This is a genomic window from Bacteroidota bacterium, assembly GCA_019637975.1.
Classification (GTDB): Bacteria; Bacteroidota; Ignavibacteria; order UBA10030; family UBA6906; genus CAADGV01.
Genome location: JAHBUR010000057.1, coordinates 1 through 13,774, shown reverse-complemented (window position 1 = coordinate 13,774; position 13,774 = coordinate 1). Strand labels below are relative to the sequence as shown.

Here is a 13,774-nt window from a genome sequence, read left to right as displayed (position 1 = left end):
CGGGGCTTATTCGTTTCTGAAGTAGAATGCTATCGCCGTGCCCAGCAACCCGATGAGTGCTGTGAGAAGCTTCTCAGATACGGGGATCATCTTATCCGCAGACTCCGGAAACGCAATCGGCGCGATGTAGATGACGAGCATCGTAACCAACAACGCAATCACCGTTTGTCCGCGAACGCGTTCACGCAGGCGCTGGACAGACGTTTTGATTTCCGGGTCACTAACCGATTCGACAAGCCCGACTCGTTCGGTTGCGACTGATTCGTGTGAGCTGCTCGCTTTTGCCATGAGGGGATTTACAGGGTAACGATCTCGACCTTGTCTTTTCCATTCTCATCTTCGAGAATGAGTTTCTTTCCGTTGTGCTTTTGCTTTAGTACATAACGGCTGAGCCCGAGCGCCCGCCGGATTGCGTCGGCTTTTGTCGTTCCCATCAACTCAGCGACTTCATTCAGGGCTTTGTAGGCCTCGGCATCGAAGTCAGCAGTTACTCTTGTTGTCGCCATTGATTTTTCCTCAATATTCTCAAAATTGTGAGCAGTAGATTTGCAGTACAATATACTGCATTCTCAGCCTCTTGTCAAGTCCTGAAATATCGGAAAACTGACGACTAATCGTGCTGACTTTCAAGCCAGCGCTCGGCATCAATTGCCGCGGCACATCCTGAGCCTGCCGCCGTTACAGCCTGACGATAAACGCTATCGGCAACATCACCTGCGGCAAATACTCCAGCGATGTTCGTTCGCGTGCTGCGGTCTCTCAACTTGAGATAGCCAACCTCATCCATCTCAAGCTGGCCTTTGAAGAGAGAAGTGTTGGGTTGATGGCCGATGCCCATGAACACGCCGTCGGCTTTCACGTCGGTAACGGCGCCAGTCTTGACATTCTTGAGTCGAACACCTGTCACCAGCTTCCTCCCGTTCTCGTTCTTGCCGAGAATTTCTTCTACAACCGAATCCCATGCAAAAGCAATTTTCGGATTCTTGAGTGCCTTCTCCTGCATGATCTTCGAAGCACGCAACGCATCGCGTCGGTGCACGATTGTCACCTTCGATGCGAACTTTGTGAGGAACGTCGCTTCTTCAATTGCCGTATCTCCGCCGCCCACAACTATCACTTCCTGATTCCTGAAGAAAAAGCCGTCACATGTCGCGCACGCAGAAACGCCGTACCCCATGTACTCCTTCTCGGACGGCAGGCCAAGCAGCTTTGCCGAAGCGCCGGTGGCAACAATTACAGCATCCGCAGTGTACTCTTCTTCGTCTGCCCAGAGTCTGAAGGGACGTTGGGAGAAATCAACCTTTGTGATGAGTTTGTAGATTGACTCTGCCCCGAATCGCTGAGCCTGCGTGCGCATAATGTCCATCAACTCCGGACCCATGATCCCTTTTGCGAAGCCGGGATAGTTTTCGACTTCAGTAGTAATGGTGAGCTGCCCGCCGGGTTGAATGCCTTCAAAGACGACAGGGTTGAGATTTGCCCGTCCAGCATACAATGCCGCCGTGAAACCTGCCGGTCCTGAACCTATGATAATGAGTTTGTGATGATTTGCCATATTCCGCTTTCCTGATGCGTTTCCTGTTTGTCATGTTAGATGAACCGGCAGGCACAATCGGGTCAAGTGGTCTCCTTCAGATCACGCCGGTGTTCCAAGGCAATCCCGACATTTCGTTTCAATCCTGCAAGTTTCGTTCTTTTGACCGGACTTCCTTTGAACTTGCTGCTGAACTCTTCCTGCGTCATATTGACCCACTCTTCAAGATGCGGGGCAACATTCCATTCTCGCGGCTCAAATCTCCCTTCATCAGTCTCCGTCGGGAATTTGTGATTCCACGGACAGACATCCTGACAAATATCGCAACCGTAAATCCAATTCTCGAACTGATGCCGTATCCCTCCCTCAATCTCTCCTTTGTGTTCGATGGTAAGATATGAAAGACACTTGCTTGAATCTACAACGTACTCTTCAACAATTGCATTCGTTGGACATGCCTCGATGCAGAGCGTGCAGGTGCCGCAATGATCGGTCGCCGGTTGATCTTCGACGAGTTCGAGCGTTGTAATTATCTCCCCAAGAAAAACCCACGAGCCGACTTCCTGCGTTATGACGTTGGTGTGCTTTGCAATCCAGCCGATGCCGGCCCGCTGCGCCCAGACTTTGTCCATTACTGGCCCGGTATCAACATAGTAGCGGCCTTTAATGTCGGGAAATTCCTGCTGAAGCCACTCCCACAACTGCTTGAGTTTTGCTGTGAGAATGTCATGGTAATCATCACCCCAGGCGTATCGGGAGATTTTGCCTGTGCCCGGCTTGTCTGCATGCCGGACCGGCGTGTAGTAATTCAGCGCAACACAAATTACAGACTTTGCCCCTGGCACGATTGCCCGCGGATCGACCCGTTTCTTAACGTTGCGGGGCATCCAGTCCATTGAAGCATGGTAGCCGCGCGTGAGCCATTCTCGTAAACGTGCCGCCTCAACGTCCAGCGGTTCCGCCTTTGCAATCCCAACCTTGGTGAAACCGAGGTCAAGCGCTTTGGATTTCACCTTTTGTGTTGCTTGCATGGTATGAGAAACCGGTGAATCGGTTACCGCAATTGTCTCCGAGTTCATTTTTACCAACCCGCAATTTCAGGGCGCACGTTCAATTTCTACCAACACATTCTCTCCCGCAATCTTCACAGGATACGTTTTGACACAACCGCTTCCACTCACAGCTTTCCCTGTTTCAAGAGAATACGTCCAACCATGCATCGGGCACGTCACTTCCAGCCCGTTCAACACTCCTTGGTGTAACGCAGAGATATGTTGATGAGCGCAGACATTGTTGATGGCAAACAGTTTTCCGGCCACTTTGAACAGCGCAATCTCATCATCTCCAACCCTTATGAACTTCCCGCCGCGCTCCGGAAGATCCGACATTCTGGCCACTGCAATAAACTCGACCGGCATGGCCATTCTCCTAACCGAGCGGTGAAGGATTCAGGGCAACGATTCCTTTGTCGGTTCGCTGCAACCTGCACGTCGCGACTGTTGCATCATGTTCAAAGAACAGCATCCAGTTGCCTTCAACGGCCTCGTTGAGAATTCGCCGCTTCTCTTCAAGCGTCACCAACGGCCGCAAATCGTATCCCATAATCCAGGCAAGCTGAACGTGGGCAATTGTCGGCATGAGGTCGGCAACATACAACATCGAGGTAACTCCGTCCGAGATAAGAGGCGCCTGCAATGCAGTCGTGTGGCCGTTGCAAATCCTGCAGGAAATGCCGGGTAGAATCTCGCCCTCACCTTCCGTGAAGTGGAGCAAGCCATGTTCGTACAGCGGCATGAAGTCATCCTTGAAGAAACTCGCTTTGTCTCGCTCCGTCGGGTTGTTCGCTGCCTCCCAGTGTTCCCGCTGCACATAATAGTTGGCGTTCGGGAATGTCGGCTTGACGATACCGTCCGAGTCCCTGAACGTCGACCCACCCGCATGATCGAAATGGAGATGCGTGAGAACAACATCCGTAATATCGGATGGCGTCAGGTTGTGCGTCTTCAGCGAGGATAACACGTCGTTCCGGCTGTTGTCAATTTTGTAGATGGAAACGAGCTTCTCATTGAACTTTGAGCCATTGCCATCATCAATCAAGATCTTCCTCCCGTTCCCGACAAGAAGCAGAGCACGGGCTGCCATGCCGATGCGGTTTTTCTCATCCGGCGCAATCGCTTTCTCCCACATGGTCTTTGGCACTACGCCAAACATGGCGCCGCCGTCGAGGGCGAACGTGCCGGTTTCGATTGCAAAGAGTTCGTAATTGCCGATCTTCATTCCGTATCAATCAATTGGATAAAAATAAAGGTCGGCCCCCTGTCAGAAGACCGACCATTTCACAAGAACGAAACCAAGAGCTAAGCGTTCTTCCTGAACCGGGATGTCGCCTCGCTCAACGGAGGAAATTCGCGGTCGGGATGCAGGAGTGTCGCCCGCTCGAACAACTGTTCCTCGGTTTCCGGATGGTTCGGATCGGGGACGCAGCAATCTACCGGACACACTGCCGCGCATTGTTCCTGATCGAAGTGACCGACACATTCCGTGCACTTTTCCGGCACGATATAGTAGAAATCATTTGAAAGCGCTTCATACATCTGCCCGCCGTACTCAAACTGAACTCCCCCCGCGTAAATTGCCGTGTTGGGACATTCAGGTTCGCACGCTCCACAGTTAATGCATTCTTCCGTAATCATTGTTGCCATGAGACTTCCTCCGTTGGATTATTCTAAGTGGTTCATCGTTTCATTCCGAGTCGCTCAACCTTATTCGAGGTATTTTCGACTCATCAAATCCACCCGTTCGTTCAAGCGCATGCCGGACGTCTGCAAGACACATGCGAATACCGGCCGCAAGCTGTTGTGTATCAATTCCATGAAAGAACGGCAGGTAGTGTTCCAGCTTCGTCAAGGCTTTGCCGAGTTGGCTATCCGCTCCCTTGAAGTTGTTATTGGAAAGGTGGTAGAAGCCGACTGCGGTTTGTATCAACCCCTGGTAGAAGAGCCTGTTGTGACCTGTGGACTCCCTCCAAACTTCCTCCCACAGATCGTGCGCCTCGAAGAAATATCCTTTGTTGAATTCCTCAATACCCCGTTTGAACAGGTCTTCCATCCATTGGAAACCTAAGAAATCCCGATGCTAATTGCAATACACCGGAAAATGTCAACCTTTGGTGTATTCCTTCAGATATCCTGCGAACGCCGTTCGGTGACCCTCCTCATCGGCAAGCTGTGTAATGCACAGATCCTGTGTCACATAGTCATGCGCGTCGCCGCAGAGTTCAATCAGTTTTCCGTAATGCTCAATAGCCCCATCCTCCGCTTCGATAACGCCCTTGATAACTGCCACGACATCGGTGGTGTCCGCCGGGGGCTGCAACGACTTCTGCGAAGGTTTGAACTGCATCGAACCCGGAACCGCCCCGCCGATCTCCTTCACTCGTTTCACCAGCATTTGTGCATGGGTCAACTCTTCGGTAATGTCGGCTGCAAGCGATTTCTTGATTTCTTCGGCACGCACGCCATCGAGGTGCACGGAGTTGGCGATGTAGTTCGTAACGGTTTCAATTTCCATCCAATATGCTGTCGTGAGCATGTCGATGATTTGCTTGCGATATTGTTCTTTCATGGTTATGTCCTTTCGATCTGGTGTTTGAGATATTGTGTTTGTTGGTGTCGGCCGTTCCCGCATCCTCCGAAAAGGCGACACTAAACCTTCTGGCGGCTAACGCACAACGTGTAACACGCTATGGCGTTGAAATCAAGTTCTTCGCTGCCTGCAGCGTATTCTTCATCAACATCGCAATCGTCATCGGCCCGACGCCGCCGGGAACAGGCGTGATTGCCCCAGCGACCTGGGAGGCAGAGACGAAGTGAACATCGCCTACAAGTCGCGATCCGGTTCGTGTTGATGCATCTGCAACACGGTTAATCCCGACGTCAATGACAACACAACCCGGCTTCAGCATGTTGCCGGTAATCGCTTCTGCACGGCCTATCGCTGCAATAACAACATCCGCCTGCTTGGTGAAGCGCGCAATATCCCTACTGCCTGTGTGGGCAATAGTGACAACAGCGTTTGCCCCTCTCTGCTTCTGCAGCAACATGTTCATCACCGGCTTGCCGACAATGTTGCTGCGACCGACAACGACAACATGCTTGCCCGCCGGGTCGTTGCCGCTCCGAACAAGAAGTTCCTGCACTCCGGCTGGCGTACACGGCCGCAGGCAGGGCTGGCCAATCACAAGCTTGCCGACATTAACAGGATGAAAGCCGTCAACATCCTTCCGCCAATCAATCGCCATAATCACTTCATTCTCGTCAATGTGTTTCGGAAGAGGAAGTTGAACGAGAATGCCGTGTATGTTCGGATCGTTGTTGAATGCGTGGATGAGTTTTACAAGCTCATCCTGCAAAATCGTTGAAGGGCATTCTTCCGTGACCGAGTGGAAACCGAGTTCTTCACACGCTTTCCCTTTTGACCGAACGTATGATTGCGATGCCGGATTTTCCCCCACAAGGATGAACGCAAGTCCCGGCACAACGCCGCGTTCCCGCTTGAGATGATCGGCTTCGAGCTTGACCTCTGATTTGATTTGTGCGGCAATTGCCTTGCCGTCAATGATTGCTGCTCTCACTCTTGACGCTTCGTATCTTCGTGGAGTTCTCTACTTTTACCCGAATGCAGGAAATATCACGCTCTCCATTTTCAGAGCCCGTCCTGTTTCAACATCGGCCTGCACATATACGGCACACAAACGGACATCATGCGAGGCCACTTCATACTTGTGGGGTGTTTGCATTGTCATCCGCTTCAGCGCCTGCTCCTTCTTCATCCCCAAAACAGAATCATACGGCCCCGTCATCCCGACATCCGATTGGAATGCCGTGCCTCTGGGCAGAATTCGTCCATCGGCCGTTGGCGTATGCGTGTGCGTGCCGATGCAGGCGGTCACCTTTCCGTCGAGGTGCCAGCCCATTGCCATTTTCTCCGCTGTCGCGTCTGCATGAAAATCCACGAACACAATCTTTGTTTCTTCGTGAATCTTGGCAACTGCCCAATCCGCCGACTTGAACGGATCGTCAATCGGTTGCATGTACACTCTGCCCTGGAGATTCAGAACGCCGACTTTCCCTTTCTCGCCCAAATCTACAACAATGTACCCGCTGCCGCCGTTCTCACGAGGATAGTTCAGCGGGCGAAGTATGCGCCGGTCGGCACCGAGAACCTTCCGGCTGTCCCATCGATCCCATACATGATTGCCTGTTGTTATGACATGCGCTCCGAGTTCGAAAATCTTCTTCGCATGTTCCTCGGCAATACCCTTGCCTTCCGTGGTGTTCTCGCCGTTGATGATGAGCAGATCGACATTGTATTTCTTGATGTAGTTGGGAACGAGCGTTACGGCAAGGTCAAGTCCGGGCTGGCCGACGATATCGCCAACAAAGAAGATATTCAGAGTTTTCGACACTGGAGTTTTTGAGTGATGGATTGAACAAGTCGATGGAACGGAAATTCACGTGCATCAATATAAAAAGTTTTGGCGGGAAAGCATAACACAAAGTCCCGGGGCGTGTTGCATTTCAGAAGCCATTGAAATACCTTGAAAAGGAAATCAACGCAAAATCAATCATGTTTGGGAAACTTCTCACACTTGTTTTCGTTGTTACTGCGGTTTACGGGTCCGCCTGTTCAGAGCAGCCTGCTGTCCGAACGGGCATCGAGGTTCTTCGCGAATCCGGCTTCGCCATTCTGAAAGGGAAACGTGTCGGGTTGATAACGAATCCGACGGGTGTTGACTTCAAGCTCAGGGCTACTATCGACATCCTCCACGAAGCAAAAGATGTCACGCTGGTGGCTCTTTTCGGCCCGGAACACGGCGTACGAGGAAATATTCCCGCGGGTCAATACATCGAACATGCCACCGACCCCGCTACCGGACTTCCGGCTTACTCCCTGTACGGCAAAACCCGAAAGCCCGCATCTTCAATGCTGAAGGGAATTGATGCGCTTGTGTACGACATTCAGGATATCGGCTGCCGTTCATACACATACATCAGCACGATGGGACTTGCGATGGAAGCGGCCGCCGAAAACAATATCGAGTTCATCGTCCTCGATCGCCCCAATCCGCTCGGCGGTGTAAAGGTTGAGGGCAACATCGTCGAAAAAGGATTTGAATCATTCGTCAGTCAATACCCGATTCCTTACGTGTACGGACTGACATGCGGCGAGCTTGCGACAATGTTGAATGAAGAGGGAATGCTGAAAAGGAAATGCAAGCTCAGCGTTGTACCGATGAGAGGATGGAAGCGGTCAATGACGTACGCCGAAACCGGACTTCCGTGGGTACAAACTTCTCCCCACATTCCCGCACCGTATTCGCCGGCGCATTACGTCAGCATGGGAATTCTCGGCGAGTTAGGCATAATTTCAGAGGGAGTCGGCTATACCATTCCATTTCAGACATTTGCAGCGGAATGGATTGACCCGAAATTGTTTGCCGACAGACTGAACGGACTCGGCATCGATGGCGTTGTGTTTCGACCAATCACCTTCACTCCGTTCTATGGCCGGTTCAAGGACAAATCTCTTAAAGGCGTGCAAATCCACATGTCAGACTATACAAAGGTAAACCTGATGAGCCTGCAGTTCATCTGTTTGCAGGTTCACAACGAACTCTATCCGGCCAAGAACCCGTTCCTGCTTGCGGATAGCTCACGCATTTCGATGTTCGACAAAGTTGCGGGATCGAGCCAGGTTCGGGCGCTGTTTACCAAGAGAATGCAATATGATGACGTAAGCCATTATTTGCGAAAAGATGTCGAGCCCTTCAAGCGGCGCTCACACAAGTATCTCCTGTATTAAATCACGCTTCTCATTCTTGACCTTCACTATTGAATTTGTATATTGTTGCAACAGGGCCGTGCATTTTCCTTCCTTCGGCCTGATTCTCTAATCACTTCACAGCCACATTAGCCGCAGGTAACGTATGGACACAAAGATAGTGACCAAACAAGCCCCGACTACGCCTCCGCACATTTCCATCCGGATTGAGCGTGACAGTTCGCCGACGAAGAAGTACGAATTCACACACGACTTCAAAATCGGGCGTGATGCGGAGTGTGATGTGATGCTGAAGGAGACGGCCTCGAGCCGGGTCCATGCAAAAGTCGAATTCGTCGACGGTCGCTGGTGGTATGAAGATCTGAAGAGTACCAATGGATCTTTCAAGGAAGGTGTGAAGATCGAGCGCATTCCCTTGACGCGTACAACGCGAATCGGTATCGGCATTAATGGCCCCCTCATCTACTTCACAGTTGAAGGCGAGGAAGTTGTCGATCCGACGTCTGCGCAAGGGCAGGCCGATCCGTCACTGTCGGGCGTCATCAAGCACTATTTCGACGAGTCATCTTCTGCTCCGGCGGGCGAGCGCACGCAGATGGTACGCAGAGCCTTCAAGCACGTCTCCAAAAAGCAAAAAGGGAAGTACATGAAGATCATCCTCGCCGTGCTTGTTCTCGCCATCGGCGCGGGGATCTACGCGTACATCAAGCACGTACAGCTTGAAGAACAGAAAGCGCTTGCCGAGGATATTTTCTACCAGATGAAGCAAATGGATCTCGATTATGCAGCGCTGGTTCAGAAACTCACGCAATCCGGCGATGCGGGATTGAAAGAAGAAGCGGCAAAATACATCACCCGGCGGCGGGCTCTTCAGGACAAGTATGACGAATTCATCAAGCAGTTGGGCATTTACGACGTGAAGGATGATGTTGACAAGGCCATTTTGCATATTGCAAGAGTTTTTGGCGAATGCGAGATCAACATGCCGGAGGATTTTGTCAAAGAGGTGAAGTTCTACATCAGTGAGTGGAAAAAATCGCCCCGTCTTCGTCAGGCAATCGCCCGTGCCGAAGAGAATGGATACATTCAACACATCTCGGAAGCAATGATATCACAGAATCTCCCCCCCCATTATTTCTATCTTGGCTTGCAGGAAAGCGACTTCATACGCGAGCAGGTCGGCCCGCAAACACGGTTCGGCGTAGCAAAAGGAATGTGGCAATTCATCGCAACAACGGCGCAAGAATACGGACTGAAGGTCGGCCCGCTTGCCGCGCTTGCGAAATTCGACCCTGCGGATGAGCGGCACGATCCCCTCAAATCAACAAAAGCCGCGGCTTCGTACATTGCAGACATCTACAACACGGAAGCACAGGCATCAGGCCTGCTGGTAATGGCCTCGTATAATTGGGGACACAATGTTGTCAAAGGATTGATCCGCAAGATGCCGCAGAATCCGCGCGACAGGAACTTCTGGACGTTTTTCCGGCAGTACAAGGACAAACTGCCGAAGGAAACATACAACTACGTCTTCTACATTGTCTCGGCAGCCGTCATCGGAGATAATCCTGAGTTGTTCGGATTTAAGTTCAAGAAACCGCTTGGCGAGGTGGGGGACAAATACGGAATGTAGCCCCGAACCCCGCAGATCTCAAAGGCGGGCAAGCGACTCCGAAGCCGCGTGTATGAGAGCAGCAAATTGTTCGCGTGAAGGCGATACTTCGCGGAACATCTGCCTGATGTAATCTTCCGATATCCGGTCAAAATCTTTTTCCAACGGCGTCGTGACGATACCGCACATGTCAATCGCCGCCGGGCTTAGCAGCATATTCTTCTCCCCTTCTTCATAAAAGAATGACGGACGATGCGCCCTCCTGGGAAAAACGATCACTCGCCATTCGCCATCCTGGAAAGACGACATGATGTTCATCATCGGCTCGTCGATTCCGCCCGACAGCTTCCGGGCGGCCTCATAGTATCCGATGAATGCATCGCGCAGCAAGCCCGCATCATCACATTCCAGCGAAACGAACGGCCGAAGAAAGTCCCCTACAGCAAACGCGAGCAGCCCTGCGGAGTCGGCAATCTTCTCTCCCGTTTCCGTAATCAACTTCTCGTACTCGTCGTCAAATGGTAGAAATCCTTTGTTTCCCGCGTGAAAATGAAGATGGTCCGGCGCCGACGCGCCGCATTTCGGCCCGTTGTAGAGAATCACATATCCGTCGGAAACATCCCTGCTCAGTTCGAGAAATATCGGGAACGAATCACGAATTTCCTGGGGCGTATGGTCTCGATGCACGATCGTGAAATGTTCGGGAAAAATAGGAAAGGGATTACAGAGAACAAGAAAAGCGTCCCGGTACGCTATCCCCCGCTGCTCTTTCGGGAGATTTTCCCTGCAGAGAAAGCAACTTCTCTCCCGAACAGATCTCTCATCAACTTTCGCCGACGATGAACCAATGCGGCCGGGATTCCATTGAACGTCATGACTGAAGCCATCAATCCTGAACGACCTTGTCTTGATGCCGGCCAGTCCGTCATAATTGCTGCGCAGCAACTTCCACGAATGCATCTGATGCGCAAGCAGAGCAGCGAGTCTATCGGACCAATGGCCGATTTCGTTGAATATGGAAAGGTCGGAATCGGTAAGCAGAAAGTTTGCGGGCATATCGTTAGCGGCGTTTCCTCGCTTTCGGTTTTGGCGTTGAACTTGATTGTTTCATTGCGTTCTTACGCTGGCGGGCGAGGAGTTCGAACGTTCGAACCTTGTCTTTGTAGAAATTGTGCGTGTTGATCTGTGCAATATCGAGATCGGCATCGGAATTTCCCTCCCAACGTCGGCACACATAGATCGGCTCGTAGATTCGCCCGATTCGATAGTCACGCGAGATGGCCAGCGCGGTTGCATAGTCTTCGCCGTAACTGACATTCGGAAACTTCACCCGCCGGAGGATTGGCGTGAAGAATGCCCGCGGTGCGCCGAAGCCATTGACGCGCAGGGCATTATTCCTGCCGTTGTCCGGCGTCCATTCCTTGTGATCAATAATACCGGGAGGAATTTCCTCCAACTGGAAGTTCGTCATGAGATAGGAGCCGACTACCATCGCGCATCGCTCGGCTCGAAACGTATCTACAATTCTCTGCAGCGTTCGTTCGTCCTTGTAGAGATCGTCGCTGTCGAGTTGTACGGCATAGCGTCCGCAATGATGGTCGTGTACGGCAACATTCCAGCATCCGCCGATGCCGAGATCTTCCCTGTCGGGAATGATGTGCACAACCCTGCTTTTTCTTCCGGAATACTGGCGTACAAGTTCGGTTGTGCCGTCCGAAGAATGGTTGTTCACGACAATAATGTTGAACCGGAAATCCGTCTTCTGCTTCATGGCGGAGTCAACGGCATCCGCGATTGTTGTCCGCCGGTTCTTCACCGGAATAATCACCGAGGCCTCGATATCGAACTCACCTTCTTCCAAATCCACATCAACAAAGTCGGGTTTCAAAAAAGCGCCGATCTTCTTCAGGTGATCGCTGACTGCAAGCTCCATCTCAATCTGCGCATCCCGGTTTCGTGAATCAACATAGTCAAACTGCTTGTCGCCGGATTTCCTCACGTCCCGTTCGGTTACCTGGTAGAGGAATTCCCTGATTCTCGTGATGCGGCCTTGCCGCGAAATGGCTAGCCGGAGTGCATACAACCCCGCTGCCTTAAAATCAAATTGGCCCGTTTCGTTGAGCGCATCTTTCAGAATGACGCTATTAAAAAAAAACAACGGGCCGAAATCGAAATCGTCTCTCAAGCTTCCCTCCTGATAGTCGAGAACAGGATGGGCAATCCGTTGCCCTGCCTTCAGATCTTCGTAATCCGAGTACACAAGTCCTGAGACGGTTTGCTGCGCCACATCGAGAAATCGATCCAGTGCGAACGGGCCGAGCCTGTAGGATGCATCCTGAAGAATCATAAGCGTGAAGTGTGTGTCCAGCTTGTTTGCCATGCTTCTCAGCGTCCGGTTCGACGTGAGAGTATCAACAGGCAGTGATTCGCATCCGTCAAGATGATGATAGTGCGGACCCGTCGTGAGCAAAACAATCCTATCAACAACTCCCGAATGACGAAGTTGCTCGACAGTCAGTTTCGTGTAATGCCTTCCGCTATAGGGGAGAAATGCTGTAATGGGCTTTGACATAGGTTTATTCGCTTTCATTTTTCTTTCCGAATTCCGGCTCGACTTTTATCAAAAGAGCCGCGACAAAACTCGGGATCGTTGCAAGGCAAACCCACAGAAAGAAATGCCGATACCCGATCATCTCCTCAATCCAACCGCTGAACATGCCCGGAATCATCATGCCGAGAGCCATGATGCCCGTGCAAATCGCGTAATGCGCTGTTGCATGCTCGCCGCGTGACACGTAAAGCATGTACATCAGGTACGCCGTGAAACCGAATCCGTAGCCGAACTGCTCAAGAGCAACGCCGGCATTGATGACCAGAAGATCCGCTGGCTGCATGTATGAAAGATACACGTACACGGCATCAGGAACATTAATAGCAAGAACCATCCATGGCAGCCAGAACCTGAATCCTCGGCGGGACACGGCATACCCGCCAAGCAACCCGCCCGACGTCAAGGCAATAATGCCGACTGTTCCGTACACAAATCCGACATCGGTTGTGCTCAGGCCTAATCCGCCCTTATCCGTCGGATCGAGCATGAACGGTGACGCCAATTTCACAAGCTGTGCCTCTGCAAATCTATACAGAAGAAGAAACACCAGCGTGACCACGATATTCGCTTTCTTGAAGAAGAGAACAAAAACCTGAAGGAAGTCCTTCAATGTTGTGTCAGACGAATTCCGCACAGCAGGTACGTCGGCGGAGGGATACGGAAGAACAAACTTGTGATAGATGAAGAAGAGAATGAACAACGCGGCAACAACTCCAAACGTCAGCGACCATGCAAGAGGTATGTTGCCGCCGGTTCGCGTTTCCAACTGACCGGCCAGCACAACGAGCAATCCCTGTCCGGCAATCATAGCGACGCGATAGAACGTGCTGCGCACGCCGACAAACGCAGCCTGTTGATGAGGTTCAAGACTGAGCATGTAGAATCCGTCGGCGGCAATGTCGTGTGTGGCCGAACTGAACGCCATCAGCCAGAACACGGCCAGAGTCCACTGAAAGAATCCCGCAACGGGAATCGTCAGCGCAACCGCCGCAAGTGAAGCTCCTACAATGAGTTGCAGGAGTACAATCCAATAGCGTTTCGTCTTGAGCAACTCAACAACAGGACTCCAGAGCGGCTTGATGACCCACGGAAGATAGAGCCAGCTTGTGTACAACGCAATATCGGTGTTCGAGATGCCGAGCCGTTTGTACATGATAACGGAAACCGTCATCAC

The 13,774-nt window shown here is 51.7% G+C and carries 16 protein-coding genes; 2 read left to right on the top strand and 14 right to left on the bottom strand.

Features of this window, described 5'->3' with window-relative positions; translation table 11 throughout:
• Positions 1 to 6 precede the first annotated feature (6 nt).
• The 11 genes from KF749_18100 to KF749_18050 all read right to left on the bottom strand — a co-directional run bounded on the left by KF749_18100 (position 7) and on the right by KF749_18050 (position 7,001).
• Entirely contained in the window at positions 7 to 288 is a 282-nt protein-coding gene (locus tag KF749_18100) for a hypothetical protein (GenBank protein MBX2993069.1), read from the bottom strand.
• 8 nt (positions 289 to 296) lie between these two features.
• A complete protein-coding gene (locus tag KF749_18095) occupies positions 297 to 506 on the bottom strand; it encodes a hypothetical protein (protein MBX2993068.1) in 210 nt (69 codons plus the stop codon).
• Positions 507 to 610: 104 nt separating this feature from the next.
• A complete protein-coding gene (gene trxB, locus KF749_18090; protein ID MBX2993067.1) occupies positions 611 to 1,555 on the bottom strand; it encodes a thioredoxin-disulfide reductase in 945 nt (314 codons plus the stop codon).
• Between the two features lie 62 nt (positions 1,556 to 1,617).
• Positions 1,618 to 2,565 carry a tRNA epoxyqueuosine(34) reductase QueG gene (gene queG, locus KF749_18085; protein ID MBX2993066.1) on the bottom strand — a complete coding sequence of 316 codons (948 nt, stop codon included), beginning with the start codon at positions 2,563 to 2,565 and terminating at the stop codon, positions 1,618 to 1,620.
• Between the two features lie 66 nt (positions 2,566 to 2,631).
• A complete protein-coding gene (gene nirD / locus KF749_18080) occupies positions 2,632 to 2,952 on the bottom strand; it encodes a nitrite reductase small subunit NirD (GenBank protein ID MBX2993065.1) in 321 nt (106 codons plus the stop codon).
• A 10-nt stretch (positions 2,953 to 2,962) separates the two neighbouring features.
• On the bottom strand, positions 2,963 to 3,811 hold the full coding sequence (locus tag KF749_18075; protein ID MBX2993064.1) for an MBL fold metallo-hydrolase: 849 nt from the start codon (positions 3,809 to 3,811) through the stop codon (positions 2,963 to 2,965).
• Between the two features lie 80 nt (positions 3,812 to 3,891).
• A complete protein-coding gene (locus KF749_18070; protein ID MBX2993063.1) occupies positions 3,892 to 4,236 on the bottom strand; it encodes a YfhL family 4Fe-4S dicluster ferredoxin in 345 nt (114 codons plus the stop codon).
• Between the two features lie 40 nt (positions 4,237 to 4,276).
• A complete protein-coding gene (locus tag KF749_18065) occupies positions 4,277 to 4,642 on the bottom strand; it encodes a DUF309 domain-containing protein (GenBank protein MBX2993062.1) in 366 nt (121 codons plus the stop codon).
• Between the two features lie 51 nt (positions 4,643 to 4,693).
• On the bottom strand, positions 4,694 to 5,158 hold the full coding sequence (locus tag KF749_18060) for a rubrerythrin (protein ID MBX2993061.1): 465 nt from the start codon (positions 5,156 to 5,158) through the stop codon (positions 4,694 to 4,696).
• 118 nt (positions 5,159 to 5,276) lie between these two features.
• Positions 5,277 to 6,167: a bifunctional 5,10-methylenetetrahydrofolate dehydrogenase/5,10-methenyltetrahydrofolate cyclohydrolase gene (locus tag KF749_18055; GenBank protein MBX2993060.1), complete on the bottom strand. Its 891-nt coding sequence runs from the start codon at positions 6,165 to 6,167 to the stop codon at positions 5,277 to 5,279.
• Positions 6,168 to 6,203: 36 nt separating this feature from the next.
• Positions 6,204 to 7,001, bottom strand: a complete 798-nt coding sequence (locus KF749_18050; protein ID MBX2993059.1) for a TIGR00282 family metallophosphoesterase — start codon at positions 6,999 to 7,001, stop codon at positions 6,204 to 6,206.
• A gap of 161 nt (positions 7,002 to 7,162) precedes the next feature.
• On the opposite strand from KF749_18050, the gene KF749_18045 reads away from it, so the two are divergent.
• Entirely contained in the window at positions 7,163 to 8,398 is a 1,236-nt protein-coding gene (locus KF749_18045) for a DUF1343 domain-containing protein (protein ID MBX2993058.1), read from the top strand.
• 124 nt (positions 8,399 to 8,522) lie between these two features.
• Positions 8,523 to 10,010 (top strand): FHA domain-containing protein, encoded by a 1,488-nt coding sequence (locus KF749_18040; GenBank protein MBX2993057.1) that lies wholly within the window; start codon positions 8,523 to 8,525, stop codon positions 10,008 to 10,010.
• Between the two features lie 18 nt (positions 10,011 to 10,028).
• On the opposite strand, the gene KF749_18035 is transcribed toward KF749_18040, so the two are convergent.
• The 3 genes from KF749_18035 to KF749_18025 are packed head-to-tail and all read right to left on the bottom strand — an operon-like array spanning position 10,029 to position 13,771.
• Positions 10,029 to 11,045 carry a DUF4922 domain-containing protein gene (locus tag KF749_18035; protein ID MBX2993056.1) on the bottom strand — a complete coding sequence of 339 codons (1,017 nt, stop codon included), beginning with the start codon at positions 11,043 to 11,045 and terminating at the stop codon, positions 10,029 to 10,031.
• A 4-nt stretch (positions 11,046 to 11,049) separates the two neighbouring features.
• The gene (locus KF749_18030) at positions 11,050 to 12,561 is read right to left on the bottom strand and encodes a glycosyltransferase family 2 protein (GenBank protein MBX2993055.1); all 1,512 of its coding nucleotides are present in this window, start codon (positions 12,559 to 12,561) and stop codon (positions 11,050 to 11,052) included.
• A 4-nt stretch (positions 12,562 to 12,565) separates the two neighbouring features.
• Complete coding sequence (locus KF749_18025; protein ID MBX2993054.1) at positions 12,566 to 13,771, bottom strand: MFS transporter; 1,206 nt, start codon at positions 13,769 to 13,771, stop codon at positions 12,566 to 12,568.
• Positions 13,772 to 13,774: the final 3 nt, after the last annotated feature.